The organism is Nitrosococcus wardiae, from assembly GCF_004421105.1.
Lineage (GTDB): Bacteria > Pseudomonadota > Gammaproteobacteria > Nitrosococcales > Nitrosococcaceae > Nitrosococcus > Nitrosococcus wardiae.
The window spans coordinates 3371591-3389640 of record NZ_CP038033.1 but is presented as its reverse complement, the minus strand read 5'-3'; the positions used below and the strand labels follow the sequence as shown (position 1 = coordinate 3389640).

Below are 18050 nucleotides of genomic sequence, written 5' to 3'. Positions count from 1 at the left end.
TTTATGAATGATCTACGCCTGGCGTTGCTTGCAGTCGGTGTTTTAGTCCTTGTTGTGGTTTACCTTTATAGCCAATGGGAAGCTAAACGGAAAGGAATTCGCGATCAGGAACTCGGGCGTAGACGCATGCCAACACTGGGTGCCTATGAGGAGGGTTTAGAGGCTCCAGCAGGGTCTACCGAACCCCCTCAAGAGGTTAAGATTTCGCCCCAGGAACCTGAGGCTAGTCCAACTTCTCAACCCCCGGGGGGAAGCCAAGAGTCGAGAGGACCAGAAGAGGAATTTTTGGAGGATCTGGATGGTTTGGCTACCCTAGTAGAGGAAACTAAAGAGGACCATCCTGAGAAAATACCGGAGCGCACTGAGGTTATGTCAACTAAGGAAGCTAAAAAAAGCCGGTTTGCCCTACCGAAAAAGTGGTTCAAAACAAAATCCCAATCTGAATCGCAATCTCCTCCGCCCCCGCCTGAGACTTTGGGGCCTGAGCTTATCATCGTACTGACGGTAGTAGCGCGGGGAAAGAGTATGTTTCGAGGCACCGATATCGTCCAGGTCTTGGAGGGCAAGGGGCTTCGGCATGGAGAAATGAATATTTATCATGCTTACTCGCCTGGAGGGCGAGCCGTATTTAGTGTGGCCAACATCATGGAGCCGGGATCCTTTGATTTGGAGCAGATGGACCATTTTTCCTCTCCCGGGCTTACTTTGTTTTTGCGTTTGCCTGGACCGGCAGGCGGTTTTGCCGCCTTCGATGCCATGTTGGAGACGGCCGAGCTGTTGGCTGAAAAGCTCAATGGAGAAGTCCGAGATGAACGGCGGAATGTACTGACCACCCAGGCAATTGAGCAGATACGAGAGCGTATTCTGGCCTTTAATCGGACCCGCCGCTCCATGGGCGTGTGATTAGACACCCCCTATAGCGTCCATACGCCAAGGGATATCATGACAGTGTCGACCCAAGCGAGGGAGCGCATAGAAACGTTACGTAAGTTAATAAATGACTATAACTATAATTACTATGTTATTGATAATCCAATAGTTCCTGATAGCGAATACGACCGCTTGATGCGGGAGTTACAGAATCTGGAAGCCCAATATCCGGAGTTGGTCGTTCCCGATTCGCCCACCCAGCGAGTGGGGGCTGAGCCTCTTGAAGCCCTCGGGGAGGTCAAGCATGAAATCCCCATGTTATCCCTGAACAATGCCTTCAGTGAAGAAGAGCTGGCCGATTTTCATCGGCGGGTCAAAGAGCGCTTAGGGATGGAACAGGTAGAATATGCGGCTGAACCTAAGCTTGATGGCCTTGCCGTTAGTTTGTTGTATCAAGAAGGGATTCTGGTGCAGGGGGCAACCCGGGGCGATGGTGTGACGGGAGAGGATGTCACCCACAACGTTCGAACTATTCCCACCGTATCCCTGCATTTGCGCGGTGAGAAGATTCCTTCCCTGTTGGAAGTCCGCGGTGAAGTGTATATGCCTAAGGAAGGGTTCGAGCAACTTAACCGGGAGCAACTTGCCAAGGGCGAAAAAACCTTTGTGAATCCCCGTAATGCCGCCGCGGGCAGTTTGCGCCAATTGGATCCTCGGATCGCGGCTAGCCGGCCCCTGGCGATATTCTGTTATGGAGTTGGCAAAGTGGAACAGGGGACATTGCCTCAGCGTCATAGCGAGATTTTGGCTCGCCTTGAGCAGTGGGGTTTGCGTATCCCCCCTCAGGCGGAGGTGGTGGAGGGACTAGCGGGTTGCCGAGAGTACTACCAACGGCTATTGAAACGGCGTGATGAGCTCCCCTATGAGATCGATGGCGTGGTATTCAAGGTGGATCGCTTCGATCAACGCCAGGCCTTAGGATTTGTGGCCCGCGCTCCCCGTTGGGCGGTTGCCTACAAATTTCCTGCCCAGGAGGAGTTGACCCAAATCTTGGGTATTGAGGTGCAAGTTGGACGCACCGGGGCACTGACTCCCGTTGCCCGGCTCCAGCCGGTATTTGTAGGCGGTGTCACGGTAAGTAATGCCACCTTGCACAATGAAGGCGAAATCCGGCGTAAAGATATCCGGATTGGTGACACCGTTTATGTGCGCCGGGCCGGGGATGTGATCCCCGAGGTGGTTAAGGTGGTTCTAGAACACCGTCCTTCTGATGCTCGCCTTTTCCAGATGCCTACCCAGTGCCCCATCTGTGGCTCTGAGGTCATCAAAGACGAGGGGGGAGCCATTGCCCGCTGTAGCGGTGGTTTGTACTGTCCGGCCCAACGCAAAGAAGCGATCAAACACTTTGCTTCGCGTCGGGCAATGGATATCAACGGCTTGGGAGACAAGTTGGTGGATCAGCTTATAGAACGTGAGCTGGTTAAGGATGTGGCTGATCTGTACCACCTTACCGCGGAGCAACTTGCTGGCCTAGAGCGCATGGGGCAAAAGTCGGCGGCTAACTTGATGAATGCTATTGAGGGCAGCAAGCACACCACCTTATCACGTTTTCTGTACGCGCTGGGTATTCGTGAGGTGGGAGAAGCCACTGCCCAGGTATTAGCGGAGGAATTTGGTTCCTTGGAAGCTTTGGAAAGCGCCAGTGAAGAGAGGCTTCAGGAGGTGACGGACATTGGCCCGATAGTGGCTACTCATATTGCCGCTTTTTTTCGCCAACTCTACAATCGCCAGGTGATCCAGCGTTTGCGAGAAGCAGGGGTCTGCTGGTCAGAAAAAGAAGGTAAAAGGCCAATTTCCCAGCCCCTTTCCGGTAAGACCTTTGTGTTGACGGGGGCTTTGGAAAGCATGACCCGGGAGCAGGCCAAGGAGCGTTTGCAGGTTCTGGGGGGCAAAGTGACGAGCAGCGTTTCTTCCAATACCGATTATTTGGTCGTCGGTGCTAATCCCGGTTCTAAATTGACAAAAGCAAAAGACCTCCATATCGCCCTCTTAGACGAAGGGGATTTTAAGCATTTGCTCGACAAGGCATCCCTCCCTTAATACTTCAAGACTGACGTCATTTGTCGCTTCCCAGTAGGCGGAAGCCTGAAACGCTATATCGGAAAAAACTGGATATCCACCTTCGCGGATGTGACGACTCCGGTCCTTTTGCGTAAGTTCTGGCTAAAAAAATCTAATTTAGTATTGACAATCATTCGCATTTATAATTAGATCTCTAGTAGGGAAGATACAGAGGGTACTAAAGCCATGTATGTGTGTATATGTCGTGCCGTTACCGATAAGCAATTGCAAGAAGCAATTTTGCAGGGCACTAATAATCTTCGTGATTTAAGGCGCCAACTAGGTGTGGTGAGTAGCTGTGGCAAGTGTGGTCGTTGTGTACGGGAGATTCTACAACAGTGCCAGCAAGCGGCTACTGCTGAAGTCAGTAGTGCGGTGTGACCTGCTGGAGTATTTATTCTTCAGGGATAGCGATTGCGGGCGTTTTGGGTTGACGCTAACGTATTCTCTGGCAGAATCGAGCGGATGATAATCCAGGAAAGGTTAGAGATAACGGCGCCAGGTCGTGGAACGGTGGAAATCACCGACCAGGTGCAACGTATCGTTACGAGTAGCGGTATCAAGACGGGCTTGTGTCATGTCTTTATTCATCACACTAGTGCTTCATTGATGCTTTGTGAAAATGCGGATCCGGCTGTGCGGCATGACTTGGAGGCCTATTTAAGTCGCCTTGTGCCTGATGGCGATCCCTTGTTTACCCATAGGCAAGAAGGCGCAGATGATATGGCTGCCCACGTGCGCACGGTCCTGACCCACTCAGAACTCAATCTGCCGGTCACGGATGGCCGTTGTGCCCTGGGTACGTGGCAGGGGGTTTATGTTTGGGAACACCGTTTCTCAGGCCAACGGCGGCGGGTCACGGTGACCGTGTATGGAGAGTAGGCTTTAGGGGGTAAAATGATGATAGCGTAAAAAAGTCCCGGTAAGCTGTGCCACGGCAGGGGAGAATAATAACCCCGTGTGATTAGTCCTGACCAGGCAATGATCCGTCATCCCCGACAATTTTGTTTCTATAACGCCTACCGTCCCGTCATTGGGTTGGGGCAAACGCGCAATCAGTTGGCCGATGCCTAAGCCCCGAACTCCTGCAATAATTCCTAGTTTTTGGGTAAATTCCCAGGGAGGGGCGCTTTCAATGAGTAATCCCTCTTCGATGATTTGTCCTAAAAGATAGCGGCCCGGCTGGTGGCTGTAAAGTTGCCGGGCGACGATGCTGCCGGCAAAGGGCGTACCAAGTGCCACCACTCCTCCAGGTCGTTGTTCAGGATATCTTTCTAATAGCTGCTGTATTAAAAGCCCTCCCAAGCTGTGCCCCACGAAGTGAATGGCTTCTGCCTCTAAATTTTCGATACAGCGGTGTAGATGAACAAGCGTTTCATTAAGGCTATCTCGGAGGGAGCGGTAACTGAAACAGACGGTTCGGTAGCCCTGTGCTCTAAGGCGGTTGGCTAGAGGATACAGACAAAACCCCTTCATCCAGATGCCATGGAGCAAAATGACCGCTTCCGATTTTTTGGGAGGATGAGGAAAATAGCCTGTCATAAATTTTTACATAAACTTTCCATAATTATTTATAAATAACTTTAATATATAAACATAATTTATTGATTAATAATTAATTTTCATATTTTGGCTTATTGTTTGCTATGAGCAGGATCTAGAGGCTTACTGATTGTCTACTGGAGCAAAGCCAATGAGTTATGTCATTGCTAAAAAAACTAATATCCATTTCAATCGCCGCAGTAGCCAGGAGCGTCGTTCCACTTCGCTCCCCCACTTTAATTACTGGGGATGCCGGGGGCGCCGTGGTCAGATTAGGCGGCAAGAGGATCTCATTGGGGTTTATCTGGACAAATATCCAGCCCAGCTGTTATGGCTCACCGTGGTGATCTTAGGCTTGTGTTTTATGGATGCGATTCTCACCTTATCTTTGCTCCAGCGAGGTGCGGTGGAGATCAATCCGTTTATGGCTATGTTGATGAACATGAGCACTCACCTCTTTGCGGGAGTGAAAATGGCGATTACCACGCTCAGTCTAGTATGGTTGGTAATACATCACAATTTTATGGTGTTAGGTCTCTTTCGCGTGCAATCGCTTATTTATGCTTTTCTGCTGCTCTATTTAGGGCTGGTGGCTTATGAAAGCTTTTTATTGCTGATCGAACCTTTATTTGGCTGATAAGTCCAAACAGGGAGGTTAAGTGCGGGAGAGGGACCACCATGCTGTGGAGAATAAGTCTTGCCTTTATTTTCCTAGCCCTTGGGGCTTGCGCTAGCCAAGTCCCTGTGATGATTCGGCAACCACCTCCGGAAAGCCCGAGCCTCAACGCAGTTCAAGAAGATATTGCCCATTACCAAGGAAGCATTGTACGCTGGGGGGGAACCATTGCCAGTATTCAGAACAAAGCAGAAACCACGATAATAGAAATTGTCGCCCGGGAATTGGGCAATGACGGGCGGCCAAAAGAGACAGATTTTAGCCCTGGACGGTTTTGGGCCCAGGTAGAGGGTTTCTTAGAACCGGTGATTTATCAGAAAGGGCGAGGGATGACAGTTTATGGTTCTGTGGAGAAGCTTGTCGAAGGTCAAATTGGAGAATACCCTTATTTGTTTCCCCTGGTGCAAGTGAGAACCTATCATTTGTGGGAGCCTAGAGAGGCGAGATATTATTATCCTTATCCTTATTATTATCCCTATTCTTACTATCCCTATCATTTTTATCCTTTCTGGTATTATTGGTAGTGATTTTCCCCTTACCCGAAGGGGCGAAGGTTTACGGCGCGTATCACGTATTCAATCACTAGAGAAAATGGTCAAATTTTGGCGTTTAATTTTATTAGCAGTATTTTTAGTGGCTTGCGGGACAGTGGGCGCAACTGAAAAGCAAGACGAGGCAGAGGATGAGACTTATTCAGAAGAGACAATTATTGATGCGGCCTCGGAATTTTTTGGTAAAACCACGAAGGCCCTTGCCCAAGCTATAGAGAAAGTATTCAAAGAACAGGGTCGTCCCAATGGCTATATTACGGGGACGGAGGGTAGCGGCGCTATTGGTATAGGGCTGCGTTATGGTGAAGGGATTTTGCATACCAAAAGAAAGGGGACAAAAAAAGTCTATTGGCAAGGTCCCTCGGTGGGGTTTGATTTTGGCGGCAACCTTTCCAAGGTTTTTACCTTGGTTTATCATCTCAAAGATACTGATGATCTTTTTCAACGGATTCCCGGGGTAGACGGAAGCCTTTATCTGGTGGGAGGGGTTAGCGTCAATTACCAACAAACCGGCGATCTTATTCTCGCCCCAATTCGTACGGGCTTAGGTTGGCGTGCCGGTGCTAGCATAGGTTATGTCCACTACACCCGCAAGAAGTCCTGGATTCCTTTTTAAGCACTAACCGTTATTTTCAGTTTCTATAAAAAATGCCGGCAAAATGCCGGCATTTTTTATAGAAACTGAAAACTCTCATTTGATTTAACCATTAACGAGGCAATTTGATGGCTCAGTATGTTTACAGTATGAAGCGAGTGGGCAAGGTAGTACCACCGAAGCGGGTTATTCTGCGTGATATCTCCCTGTCTTTTTTCCCGGGGGCGAAGATTGGGGTGTTAGGTCTCAATGGCGCAGGAAAATCCACCTTGCTTAAAATTATGGCGGGAATTGACAAGGATATCGAGGGTGAGGCAATTCCCCAAAAAGGTCTCAAGATTGGCTACCTTTCTCAAGAACCTCAATTGGATCCGGAGAAAAATGTCCGGGGTAATGTAGAAGAGGGCGTTGCCGAGATAAAAGCCGCGTTGGATCGTTTCAACGAGATCAGCATGCTATTTGCCGAGCCGATGAGCGAAGAGGAAATGAATTTTCTCCTTGAGGAACAGGCCCAACTCCAAGATACCATTGAGGCGGCGGATGCTTGGAAGCTCGAGCATAAGCTTGATGTCGCCGCTGAAGCGCTCCGTCTCCCGCCGTGGGAGGCAGAGGTGACCTATCTTTCGGGAGGGGAACAACGGCGTGTGGCCCTTTGTCGATTGCTTCTTTCGAAACCGGATATGCTGCTGCTAGACGAACCGACCAACCACCTGGATGCGGAATCGGTGGCTTGGTTGGAGCGCTATTTGGAGAACTATCCGGGGACGGTGGTGGCGGTGACTCACGATCGTTACTTTCTAGATAACGTGGCAGGTTGGATCTTAGAACTGGATCGTGGCCATGGCATACCCTGGGAAGGGAACTACTCCTCCTGGCTAGAGCAAAAGGAAAAACGCTTGGAACTGGAAGAAAAGCAGCAAGAAGCGCGGGTTAAAGCAATTAAGGCCGAGTTGGAGTGGGTTTCTGCGAATCCAAAGGGGCGGCATGCTAAAAGTAAAGCCCGCCTTGCCCGCTTTGAAGAGCTCACCTCCCAGGAATACCAGAAGCGTAATGAGACCAATGAGATCTATATCCCGCCCGGCCCCCGTCTTGGGGATGTGGTGGTGGAGGCCCAGGGGCTGCGCAAGGGCTTTGGGGATCGTTTACTCATTGATGATCTCAGTTTTAGCCTTCCCCCCGGGGGGATTGTGGGAATCATCGGCGCTAACGGCACAGGTAAAACCACCTTATTTAGAATGGTTGTGGGTCAAGAGCAGCCGGATGCCGGTGAAATCCGGCTGGGGGAGACGGTTGATTTGGCTTATGTGGATCAGAGCCGGGAAGCTTTGGATGCCAGTAAAACCGTGTGGGAAGAAATTTCGGAAGGTCAAGATATTATCAAAGTAGGGACCTATGAGACTCCCTCCCGTGCCTATGTAGGGCGATTTAACTTTAAGGGCTCGGATCAGCAAAAACGTATCGGAGATCTTTCCGGGGGGGAACGCAATCGCGTGCATCTAGCAAAACTGCTTCGCACCGGGGGGAATGTTCTCCTTCTCGATGAACCGACCAATGACTTGGATGTGGAAACCTTGCGAGCCCTGGAACAGGCCCTCTTAAACTTTCCTGGTTGTGCCGTTGTGATTTCCCATGATCGCTGGTTTCTCGATCGTACTGCCACCCATATGCTCGCCTTCGAAGGTGACAGCCGGGTGGTTTGGTTCGAGGGTAACTATGCCGATTATGAAGCGGACCGCCGTCGGCGTTTGGGGGAGGCCGCGGATCAGCCCCACCGTATCCGCTACAAGCCTTTGTCTTCATAGGGCTTGACGCGGAGGGTAAAGGAGGCCGCGAGCTAGTGTTAAATTTTAGGGGCCTAGCTCGAACATTTTTTCTGCTCTATTATCCATGGAGATAAAAGGGGAATATGAGTAGCAGGATGGTCCAGCCATCTCCAAAGGACGACTATTCATGAAAATACCTCAATTGATTGCCCATCGGGGTTATGCCAAAGCGTTTCCGGAGAATACCCTGCTAAGTCTAGATGCTGCTGTCAGTGCTGGCGCACGCTGGGTGGAGTTTGATGTGCAGTTGACTGCTGATGAGATCCCCGTGGTGCTCCACGACGATACCCTCCTGCGTACTGCAGGGCATGAAGGATCTATCTTCGAGATGAATTCGGCCGATCTTGAGCATATTTGTGTCAACGAAGCCGCCCGCTTTGGTCCCTCTTTTCCGGAGGTGCAGCTGTCCACCTTGGAAAATATTGTCCTTTGGCTAAAAGGGTTTCCCCAGGTGACTGCCTTTGTGGAGATTAAGACCCAGAGCCTACAACGTTTTGGAATTCAAAAGGCAGTATCCCAGGTGTTGAGTGTTTTGGAGCCTGTGAAGGCCCAATGCGTCCTGATCTCATTCGAAGCTCAGGCCATTTCCCTTGCCAGGGAAGGGGGAATGGCGGCTACTGGTTGGGTTCTCTCTTCCTGGGATCTGGCGGCCGCCCTTAGGCTTAACCCGGAATATGTATTTTGCAATTGGACCCGCATTCCTCCAGGATGGAAAGATTTTGCCCAATACCCCTGGAGCTGGGCTATTTATGAGATTACCGAGGCGGAGAAGGCATTGGAATATGCCGCTTGGGGGGTGGAGTTTATCGAGACCATGGCTATTGGGGAGATGTTGCAGCACCCCCTATTCCATACCACCAGTGGCCCACAGCCACAAACTTCGGTGACAACGCCTGCGGTAGAGCCGGGATTGGCGGGTGTGTTTAACCCCCAGCCCTGGGGATAGTTGGTCCCGCAAATCGGCAAAGTTGCTGATCGTCCAGATTATCTTCGACCAAAAATACAATTTTCTCCTTACTCATCGCCTCTTCTCTTTAAGGTTAAGGGGGCTTAGCGTAAAACAAAAGGAAGCACCTTGGCCTTCTTCTCCCTCAGCCCAAATGGTCCCCCCATGGCGGTGTACCACACGTTGTACTGTCGCTAGACCGATACCTAATCCTTCAAATTCGTGCTCATTATGTAGCCGCCGGAAAACGTGGAACAGCTTGGACTGGTAGTTCGGGTTGAAACCCGCCCCATTATCACTGATGGTAAATATTTGCTCCCCCTCCTTTTCCAGACAGGTAAATTTCACGTGGGGGTATTTTTGCTCTCGGGTGTATTTCCAAGCGTTTGAAAGCAAGTTTTCAAGGCAGATTCGGAGCAGTCCACTATCAGCCGCTGCGATCATGTTCGGTTGAATGTCAATGTTCACCTCCCGTTCAGGCTGCTCCTGACGGAGTTCGTTGACGATTTCAGCGGCTAAGACGGAGAGATTAAGTTTCGAACGGTCGAGTTCGTGGCGGTTGATGCGCGAGAGTTGGAGCAAGCCATCGAGCAGCAATCCCATCCGCTGGCTGGCTCCTTGAATCCGGCTGAGATAGTGTTTGCCATCTTCGTCCAGAACTTCTCCATAATCCTCCCAAAGAACCCTACTAAATCCTCTCATGGCTCGGAGGGGCGCGCGCAGATCATGGGAGACCGAGTAACTAAAAGCCTCGAGTTCTTGGTTTGCTCTCGCTAGCTCCTGGAGTTTATGTTGTAAGGAACGGTTCAGTCCTCTAATTTTCTCCTCGGCCCGCTTTCGCACCGTAATGTCACGAATAATGGCAATGGTTTGAGTGCCCCCTTGGGATACGAAAGGACTCAGGGCTACCTCAACAGGAAATTCAGTTCCGTCCGCTCTTAGGCCGTAAAGTTCTCTACCGATACCCATCTCCCGAGTTGACGGCGATTGCCGGTAAGTGGTTCGGTAATGCTTCTGTAGTCTACGGTAACGTTCGGGGATAAGTTTTTCGAGGGGTTGACCAAGCAGTGCTTCCCGGGGGTAGCCAAAGATCTTCTCGGTTTGGGTATTGACCAAGGAGATAGCGCCTTCTGGGTTGACTAGCACGATCCCATCAGGTGCCGCTTCGCAAAGGTTACGAAAGCGCTGCTGATTTTCTTGGGCTTGTTTTTCTGCTTCAATCAGTGGGGTAATATCACGCCCGGTGGCGACGACCATCTGAACAGTATTGGCGGTGTTCTTAACGGGACTGAGTAGGTATTCATAGTACCGACTACCCCCATCCCGGGAATAAATGATTAGGCTAATCTGGGGGTTTCCAGAAGTAATGACGGTTTGGAGATCATTCTCAAAGCGCTCCATAATGCCGGTGGGCAGCCCAAGTTCTCGCCAAGAGCGCCCAATCACGGCCTCCAAAGATAAGCCAAGTTCCTCTAGTCCGCTAGGGTTGGCGTAGAGATAACGCCCCTCCCCATCGTAGATATAAATACGATCGGCGCAGGCTTCTAATGCCGCTTTAAACAACCCAGAGAAGGGTATTGAAGGTTGCAGGTTTGGATGCTTATTTCCCATGATAATCCTCTTCTAAGGTGAGCAGACTAAACCGAGAAGCGTCAGGGGACAATACTGCGATCTAACTTTTTGAGTAGAATGGTAAAGGTTGCCACCGAGCATGGGGTTGGCTTATATATAGAAACCTTATCCAGGAGGAATAAACTATGGCGGAAATCAACGGGAAGAAAACCACCGAGGAGCAAATCGTCTCGAAGCTTAGTAGCAAAGGGGAATTCAGTGAACCAGTGCTTGGAGAATCTGAACCTTGGGCGGAGTGGGAAACCCAGTTATGTCTCTGGAGCATTGGTGTTGGGATTGTTGCTCTAGTAATACTCGGGTTTTTGATTAATCAATTTTTGCTTTCCTAAAGTGATGCCGTAATGAAAGCGGATTTGGAAGTTAGCCTGATCCATGACGGTACCTACTGGATTGTTCGCCACCCAACCCTGGAAGCCCGTGGTCGGACTTTATTTGAACTGGACCAAGACCTTATCCAGTGCCTGCGGGAAAGGGGGGATTTTCCAGCATCTAGTCAGGTGACGGTGTTCATGGGTTTTGATTACGACACCATACCCACGTGGATCCGGCAATATGCCTATCATTATTTCAACCGCTATGTTCTGCTGCGCCTGTAGCTTTCATAAAACTGCCGCAGGAAAACCTGAGATTCCAATCGCCGGATTATTGACGGGTGATTGCTGAGTAAGAAGAAAAAAGGGGGAAGTATCAATGGCTGGAGTTAATCGGAGATGGTACTCCGGTATGGCCACCACTGAAGATTGGTGGGCGGTCTGGCTAGGTTTGATTATGTTTCTGGCCGGTTTGACCTCTATTTGGGGTTGGGATTTAGTCGGTTGGATGGCAAAAACCGGGACCTGGGTGTGGGGAGATTTTTCTTGGGATAAAGCCTTGAAAGTGACCGGTTACCAAGAGTGGCACCCGCTCCTTTCCTTACTGGTCACTTATTTAGTGTTTACTGCTCTGACCTGTCTCGGGGCGGCCGCCATGAAACTCGATTTAAAACGCTTTTTTGCCGGTTGGAGCCTCCTTTTTGTCATGACCTGGGCGGTGTGGATTATGGGTCACGAAGCCCACTTTAAGGCCTCCGTTAACGAGTTCGATAAGTATGGTTTGTCCTGGGGACTTTCCTTGGGGGGAGGTTTCTCTTACATGCTGGCCTTGGTGGTCGGCCTGGTTATTGGGAATTTCTTCAAGGGTTTTGCCGAGTTTTTGAAGGAAGCGGCCAAACCGGAATGGTTCATTAAGACTGCGATCGTTTATCTGGGGATCAAGATTGGTCTCATGTCCATCGAAGCGGCGGGCTTTACCTTTGAACTGGCCCTTGCCGGTATTGCCGCCACCTTCGTGGCCTATTTATTATTTTGGCCTATCATCTATACTCTCAGCCGGCGAGTGTTTCGCCTCTCCCGTGAAGCTTCGGCAGTCCTTTCCTCAGGCATTTCCATTTGCGGGGTCTCGGCCGCTATTGCCACTGCTGGCGCCATCCGGGCCCGTCCCGTATTGCCAGTCATGGTCTCTATGCTGATCGTGATCTTTGCCATGATTGAGCTCATTGTGTTGCCCGGTTTTTATACCGCAGTGGCGCCTAATCAGCCTATTGTCAACGGGGCTGCCATGGGCATGACAGTCAAGACCGACGGGGCCGATGCGGCTGCTGGCGCTATTCTTGATGAACTCATGCGGGCCAATGCTGAAGCCAATTTGGGGGTGGTCTGGCAAGAGGGTTGGATTCTGACGGCCTCCATCGTGACCAAAATCTGGATTGACATGTTTATCGGTGTTTGGGCTTTTCTTTTGGCCCTAATTTGGGTTTACAAGGTGGAGCGCCAGCCAGGGCAGTCTAAGGTGGGAGTGATGGAAATTTGGCATCGTTTCCCCAAATTCGTCTTGGGTTATCTCTTGGCCTGGTTTGTCTATATGGCAATTGCCACCTTGGGTCCTGAATTGAGCGAGACGGCGACCCAGGGCGCTGAAGTGGTGGAAGGACCCATGCGGAAGATGATGTTTATGCTGACCTTTGTCAGCATCGGCGTGATCACCGACTTTAGCAAGCTCAAGGGGATGGGCAAATTGGCGCTGCTTTACGCCATTGCTCTGTTTGCGATTATTGCCCCCATTGCCTATGGCGTGGCTTGGATCTTTCACCATGGGATGGTGCCTCCCACGGTGTAATTGTTGTAGGAGCGGCCTTCAAGACGCGGTTTGGTATCCGCGGCCAGAAGGCCGCTCCTACCCATCATCAATTTGGGGCTGTGGCTAAAATACCCCTATTTTTCTTGGTTAATTATCTCGGCAAAAATTTTGAGCAGAATGCGCTGGGTTTCGTGCTGCCTTGCCTGCGCCCATAAGGAGCGCAACCGTCCCTAAGAGCCAACAAGTCGCGTGCGCTGTGGGCACGAAGAGGGGCTGAGTTTATGTTGCTCTATCTTTTGTCGATAAGAAGAGTTTAAAAGCCGATTTATTGCGGTAACCCTCTTATCAAAGGCAAACATGGAGATCATTCTAAAAAATATTTTAAGGAACCCATATGACTATGGATGAGCTGACCTTAGAATTCATTGCTCAGCACGTCAAAGCACTTCCCAAGCCTACGCCCCTATCCACCCTGGCAACCAAGCTTCGAAAGCTAGACATTAGAATCAAAAAACCAGAGTTGGAATCCGCTTTGGAGGAGTTGGTTCGTCGTCATCAAGTTTTTTGCCATCCGCCTCACCGAGGCGGACGCAATGCTACTCCCTGTTATTTTGGCAGCTCTGCGGTCGAGTATCTTAAAGATAAATTACTTCACCAGCAGTTTAACGCCAAACCCACCTGGACGGAGGCTTCCCTGCGGGGTAGTGTGCCTAAAGCTTATGTGAAATTCCTGGATGAGGCCGTTGGAGATTTGCTCCATGCCAAGGATTTATTCCAATGGCGAAAGCGCAACTCGGTCTATTTTTCAATCCAGCCGCCACAACCTACTGAGTTTATCACCCAAGCCCAAAAAGATTCCCTTCAGAGGCTCCTTGCTGGCATTAACTCATACCGCCAGAAGCCGTTGGATCTGACCACTCTGCTCGAATTTTTAGATGGGAAAGAAGGGATCTCTTCCCCGCCCCCGGCAAATTTGCTGGATCAGGATTTAACGGAAGAATTACTCGTTCGCTGGTATGGACAGGATCTTCCGCAAAGGGAGGGATTGCGGTCGATGCCCATTCCTTGGACCTGGCAACGATATAGGCAATGGTGCCAAGAGCGCGGCGTTTTGCCAAATCCTGATCGCTTCCATCAGCTATTGGAGGGGATGGCGGCCCGCAGCCATATTGCCTTGATTCCCCATGATAGCCCCCGGGATCTCTCTGCCGAAGAGACTTCTGTTTTGCGCCGGAACTTCGAGGGTCGGCTTAATTATTACTGGACCCTCTTGTCTTGATGGGAGCTGCCATGAATGAGCAATTCCGCTTTATTAATCCCTTCCTGAGCATCTCAGTCAATGAAGATGAAATTTGGGCTGAAGAGGAGAACGGTTTTCAAGATATTGAAACCATCAATCAAGGCCCTTTTAAGGCATTGACCGATGATATTGTTCAGGTCAAAAAGGATCCTCGACACAATACCCGGGTTCGTTTCTTGGTCGGCAACGGGGGTTCTGGCAAATCCCACCTGTTCTCTCGCTTGCGGCGGAGGATGGGGCATGAGGCCATTTTTACGTTTGCCTCTAACCCGCCCACCCGTGCCGAGGGGATCTTAAGTTGGGTATTGAGCAAGGTCATCGGCGGCTTAAAGCATCCTTGCCTAAATGGCGAAGTCAAACCTTACACCCAGCTCCATGGATTGTTATATGAACTGCTCAGGGATGGTTTTCGGTTTAACGGCACCCTAGATGAGTTCCATGAAGCCGCCCAGGCAGACCCGGAACTGTTTTTCTCTAAAGCCCAACACTACCTGGTCACCCAACAATTCCCCCAGGAGCCGGATCTGGCCCGTATTCTGGCCCATATTCTCCATCCCGAAAGAAGTGAATTGGCCTTTCGTTGGTTAGCCGGGTCCACGAATTTAATCGATCAGGAACTGGCCGCCATTGGGCAAAGGGAACCCCTGCCTGAAGAAATGAAATTACCAATTCTAAGCCGGCTGGGCCGGGCGACAGTCCCTAAGGGAACCCCCATCGTGCTGGTTCTCGACCAGCTTGATTTGATGACCCAACCCGCCCTTGTCGATGCCTTTCAACATTTGTTCTTTGCCCTCATTGACGAGAGCAAGCACTGGTATCTCGTGGTGAGTTTGATAGATGACAAATTCGATTTTTGGAAAAGCCAATTTAGCACGGCTCTCCGGGACCGACTGGAAGAGCCCCTTCCTGTGGTGGCCTTACAACCCTTGGGGGATCTTAAGGAAAAGGAGGCGCTGATAAAACTCAGGCTGGCAACACCTGAATTGGTGCGGTTGAGAATAGCACAGGGTATCAATAATCCCCTCTATCCTTTGGGGGAAACAGATATGAGGGAACTGGTAGAGGGCGCGCCACTTTACCCACGCCAACTTTTACGCCAGGCCAAGGCGAGGTACTCGGCAGTTACCCGTGGCCAAGTGGAAAAGCCCGTTAAGTTGGGAGGGGAAATTGAGACGGCCTTTGATAAGGCCCGGGCAAAGATTGATGAAAACGAGCTGGAAATCAACAAAGACATCCTGGCCGATAGATTCTGTGAAGTTCTGGAAGTGCTTTGCGCGGCAGAAGGGCGGGCATTTGAGTCCCACCTGGGACCCCTGGCCTCTGAAGCAAATTTTCGGGGAACAGATATCCTTTTAAAAATTGATGGCTGTGAAGTGCGCCTCCTGGGTCACCATATCCACCAAGGGGCGCAGTTTCCCAATTTTATGAAAAAGGTCATGCCTCTCCCTCGGGAAAGCGTACTTATTAGAGACGGTAAAGTCCCTATCTCTGGAAAAGTCACGAGCCAGCGGCTGACTGAATTTCAAAAAGATAAAATCTTTATCCATTTACCACGACCGGAAATCGGTGACGCCTATGCCTTGGGAGAAGTTCTAGCCAGCTTGCGGGAACAAGAATTCGCGGGCTTGAATACCGATCCGCCTCCAACTCCTGAAAATATCAAACAATGTCTGGGGGAAATCCCAACACTTGCCCAGAGCCAAGTGGCTAAAAAAATCTTGGCATTGGTTAATCCCCATTCTGCTTCTGTTTCCGCTTCAACTCTGCCCCTCCCTCCCATGCCAATGCCTACTCAAATTCAAGCCCAAATTCAAGTGCCGTCCCAGGACTTAGTGAGTGCGGTCAGAGCCCTCATGAAATCAGACCGCTGGCTGATTTTTGAGCGCCTCCGTCGCCGGTTAAAAACTATCCATAACTTGGAAGTGACGCCAGAAGAATTAAGGAAGGCCATTGCCTCGGAGCCTCTCTGCCACGATTTATTGCGCTATCCGGAAGATGTTGACACCGTGGAGGAGAATCAGATCCTGATCTGGTCTGTGGAGGAGGTCTATGCTTAAGTCCCAGCTTTTATCCCTGGAACTGGGTCCGGAGCTTCGGGCTCACATTGAACCGCCTATTTTCGATGCGCTCTTTTCCCATGTGGCCAAACATCCTCCTGCTAAGAATAAACGGGGAGTTCCTTCCCTGACGGTCAGCCGTGCCAAGCAAATTCTGGAAATTGTTTTGCCTTGCTATCGAGAGCGAGTTGCCGCCTCTCTTGATGGGATAAATCGAAGCAATTTCGTCTCCTTTAAAGAAGCCGGCCTTCTGACTCACCAGTGGATTCACGAGTCGGTTAAATTTTTCCGTCGCGAGGGCGCCCCGATTTTACGGGAAGCCTTGGTCAAGGATAACGAAGAACAGCGAGTAGATTATCTTTGGAGCATTCTTTTCTCAAGGCGATTGCTTCCCCTTATTCAAGGATCGGGGTTGTTGAGAGATCCCCAGAAATTTGAATGTTCCGATTTGGCCGTGGAGTGCATCAAGCTCTGGTTGGGGGATATCGCCAAGAAACTTGGGAGTGTGGATGCGGATCATTTTTCCCCCAGCGCCTTTTTTCTAGACACGGAAAGTTATATGGAAGGAGAGATTGAATGGAAAGGCCAGCGGTTACATCTTCGAGGCAAGCCGGATGCGGTCATGTTGAATGGGGAGACGGGGCGCCCGGAGGTATGGGAATACAAGTTTGGCTTGCAAGGACAGATTGAACTGCAAATTGCCCAGGTGTTATTTTACTTGCACCTGCTCAATGCCGTTAAAGGGCCGGCTTTCGAGACGGGAAGACTGGAGATTTTTCGCGTTACCCCTGATTTAGAAAAGGAAAGTTCCGGGACGCAATCGGAGTTCGCCGAGAAAATCGAGGCGGCGTTTGCCGGCTACATAGGTAATTACGCTGCGGTGCGGCGATTAAAAATTGAGTGCACCTTGGCATTGAAACAAAGCAATCCCCCAACAATGCCGATCAACTTAATGTTTTCTGGACCAGGCGGTTTGGGTAAAACCGAACTGGCTCGGCGGGTGGCAAAAGCCTTGGGATTACCTCTAGTAGATGTTCCTGCAACGACAGTGCGGGATGTGGACAGTCTTCTGGAGAGAATTAATCAAACCCTGCAAAAAAATGGGCAAGAGCCTATTGAAGTGGGCACCGAATCCGGGCTCAAAAAGCTGGAATATCCTCCCCTGGTGATCTTTCTCGATGAAGTGCATGAATTGCGCCGCAATGCGGATGCCTTTTTGAATATGTTTGAGCCCAAGGAGAAGCGGGCGGTTGGCAAAAAAGTAGTGGGCGATTTTAAAAATGCCACCTTGCTGGCGGCAACGACCACTCCAGGATTGCTTCCCAGCCCCTTTCTCAGCCGATTTCGAATCATCGACCTCGTACCCTATACGGCGGAGGAGGTGGCCGCCATCATTAAGCCGGTTTTTCAAAAATCCGGTAAAACCGTGGAAGAATCCTTCCTGGTGGGGCTGGCTAAACGGGGCCGGTTAAATCCTCGGGTTGCCATTCAACGGGCCGAGGAAATGCTAAGTCACCATCTGTTTGATGAAAAGCAATACCCCCTCAATGAAATGGGACTGGAACGGATATCCACGGAGAGCTGGCGGGTGGATACCCATGGGCTACGGCAACTTGATCATACTTATCTAAAAGCTCTACAAAGCGGGCCTAGAGGATTAAGCGCACTAGTCTCGCTCCTTCCGGTTGAACGGGAAGAAATCACCCAGATGATTGAACCCTACCTGCTCCAATTGGAAGCGATTTCCCTGACAACAAAAGGGCGGGAACTCACCGAGCGGGGACGTTTGATTTTGGAGAAATAATAGCGATATTTTTTCTTT

Annotated in this window: 17 protein-coding genes; 15 read left to right on the top strand and 2 right to left on the bottom strand. The window is 50.5% G+C overall.

What is annotated here, in order from left to right; genetic code table 11:
- Nucleotides 1-3 precede the first annotated feature (3 nt).
- From zipA to E3U44_RS16000, 4 genes are all read left to right on the top strand, one after another.
- Nucleotides 4-903 carry a cell division protein ZipA gene (gene zipA / locus E3U44_RS16015; RefSeq protein ID WP_134359106.1) on the top strand — a complete coding sequence of 300 codons (900 nt, stop codon included), beginning with the start codon at nucleotides 4-6 and terminating at the stop codon, nucleotides 901-903.
- 39 nt (nucleotides 904-942) lie between these two features.
- A complete protein-coding gene (ligA, locus tag E3U44_RS16010; RefSeq protein WP_134359105.1) occupies nucleotides 943-2970 on the top strand; it encodes an NAD-dependent DNA ligase LigA in 2028 nt (675 codons plus the stop codon).
- Between the two features lie 207 nt (nucleotides 2971-3177).
- A complete protein-coding gene (locus tag E3U44_RS16005; RefSeq protein ID WP_134359104.1) occupies nucleotides 3178-3372 on the top strand; it encodes a (2Fe-2S)-binding protein in 195 nt (64 codons plus the stop codon).
- An 84-nt stretch (nucleotides 3373-3456) separates the two neighbouring features.
- Nucleotides 3457-3873 (top strand): secondary thiamine-phosphate synthase enzyme YjbQ, encoded by a 417-nt coding sequence (locus tag E3U44_RS16000; protein WP_134359103.1) that lies wholly within the window; start codon nucleotides 3457-3459, stop codon nucleotides 3871-3873.
- A 3-nt stretch (nucleotides 3874-3876) separates the two neighbouring features.
- Here the strand turns inward: E3U44_RS16000 and E3U44_RS15995 are convergent, their stop codons facing one another.
- Complete coding sequence (locus E3U44_RS15995) at nucleotides 3877-4533, bottom strand: esterase/lipase family protein (RefSeq protein ID WP_134359102.1); 657 nt, start codon at nucleotides 4531-4533, stop codon at nucleotides 3877-3879.
- A gap of 151 nt (nucleotides 4534-4684) precedes the next feature.
- Between E3U44_RS15995 and E3U44_RS15990 the strand changes: the two genes are divergently transcribed.
- From E3U44_RS15990 to E3U44_RS15970, 5 genes are all read left to right on the top strand, one after another.
- Nucleotides 4685-5170, top strand: a complete 486-nt coding sequence (locus E3U44_RS15990; protein ID WP_134359101.1) for a DUF5658 family protein — start codon at nucleotides 4685-4687, stop codon at nucleotides 5168-5170.
- 41 nt (nucleotides 5171-5211) lie between these two features.
- On the top strand, nucleotides 5212-5733 hold the full coding sequence (locus E3U44_RS15985) for a Slp family lipoprotein (RefSeq protein WP_134359100.1): 522 nt from the start codon (nucleotides 5212-5214) through the stop codon (nucleotides 5731-5733).
- Nucleotides 5734-5800: 67 nt separating this feature from the next.
- Nucleotides 5801-6376 (top strand): DUF1134 domain-containing protein, encoded by a 576-nt coding sequence (locus E3U44_RS15980; RefSeq protein WP_134359099.1) that lies wholly within the window; start codon nucleotides 5801-5803, stop codon nucleotides 6374-6376.
- A gap of 107 nt (nucleotides 6377-6483) precedes the next feature.
- Entirely contained in the window at nucleotides 6484-8157 is a 1674-nt protein-coding gene (gene ettA, locus E3U44_RS15975) for an energy-dependent translational throttle protein EttA (protein ID WP_134359098.1), read from the top strand.
- A gap of 148 nt (nucleotides 8158-8305) precedes the next feature.
- Nucleotides 8306-9124: a glycerophosphodiester phosphodiesterase family protein gene (locus E3U44_RS15970; protein ID WP_134359097.1), complete on the top strand. Its 819-nt coding sequence runs from the start codon at nucleotides 8306-8308 to the stop codon at nucleotides 9122-9124.
- A gap of 72 nt (nucleotides 9125-9196) precedes the next feature.
- On the opposite strand, the gene E3U44_RS15965 is transcribed toward E3U44_RS15970, so the two are convergent.
- Entirely contained in the window at nucleotides 9197-10735 is a 1539-nt protein-coding gene (locus E3U44_RS15965; RefSeq protein ID WP_134359096.1) for a sensor histidine kinase, read from the bottom strand.
- A 146-nt stretch (nucleotides 10736-10881) separates the two neighbouring features.
- Here E3U44_RS15965 and E3U44_RS15960 point away from each other — a divergent pair, with 146 nt between their 5' ends.
- The 6 genes from E3U44_RS15960 to E3U44_RS15935 all read left to right on the top strand — a co-directional run bounded on the left by E3U44_RS15960 (nucleotide 10882) and on the right by E3U44_RS15935 (nucleotide 18032).
- Entirely contained in the window at nucleotides 10882-11085 is a 204-nt protein-coding gene (locus E3U44_RS15960; RefSeq protein WP_134359095.1) for a hypothetical protein, read from the top strand.
- Between the two features lie 12 nt (nucleotides 11086-11097).
- Entirely contained in the window at nucleotides 11098-11352 is a 255-nt protein-coding gene (locus E3U44_RS15955; RefSeq protein ID WP_134359094.1) for a DUF5395 domain-containing protein, read from the top strand.
- A gap of 94 nt (nucleotides 11353-11446) precedes the next feature.
- On the top strand, nucleotides 11447-12910 hold the full coding sequence (locus tag E3U44_RS15950) for a putative sulfate exporter family transporter (protein WP_134359093.1): 1464 nt from the start codon (nucleotides 11447-11449) through the stop codon (nucleotides 12908-12910).
- Between the two features lie 355 nt (nucleotides 12911-13265).
- A complete protein-coding gene (locus tag E3U44_RS15945; protein ID WP_134359092.1) occupies nucleotides 13266-14150 on the top strand; it encodes a hypothetical protein in 885 nt (294 codons plus the stop codon).
- Between the two features lie 11 nt (nucleotides 14151-14161).
- Nucleotides 14162-16228, top strand: a complete 2067-nt coding sequence (locus tag E3U44_RS15940) for an ATP-binding protein (RefSeq protein WP_134359091.1) — start codon at nucleotides 14162-14164, stop codon at nucleotides 16226-16228.
- Nucleotides 16221-18032, top strand: coding sequence for an AAA family ATPase (locus tag E3U44_RS15935; protein ID WP_134359090.1), 1812 nt, complete (start codon nucleotides 16221-16223; stop codon nucleotides 18030-18032). Before E3U44_RS15940 ends, E3U44_RS15935 begins: the two co-directional genes overlap by 8 nt.
- The last annotated feature ends 18 nt before the right edge of the window (nucleotides 18033-18050 follow it).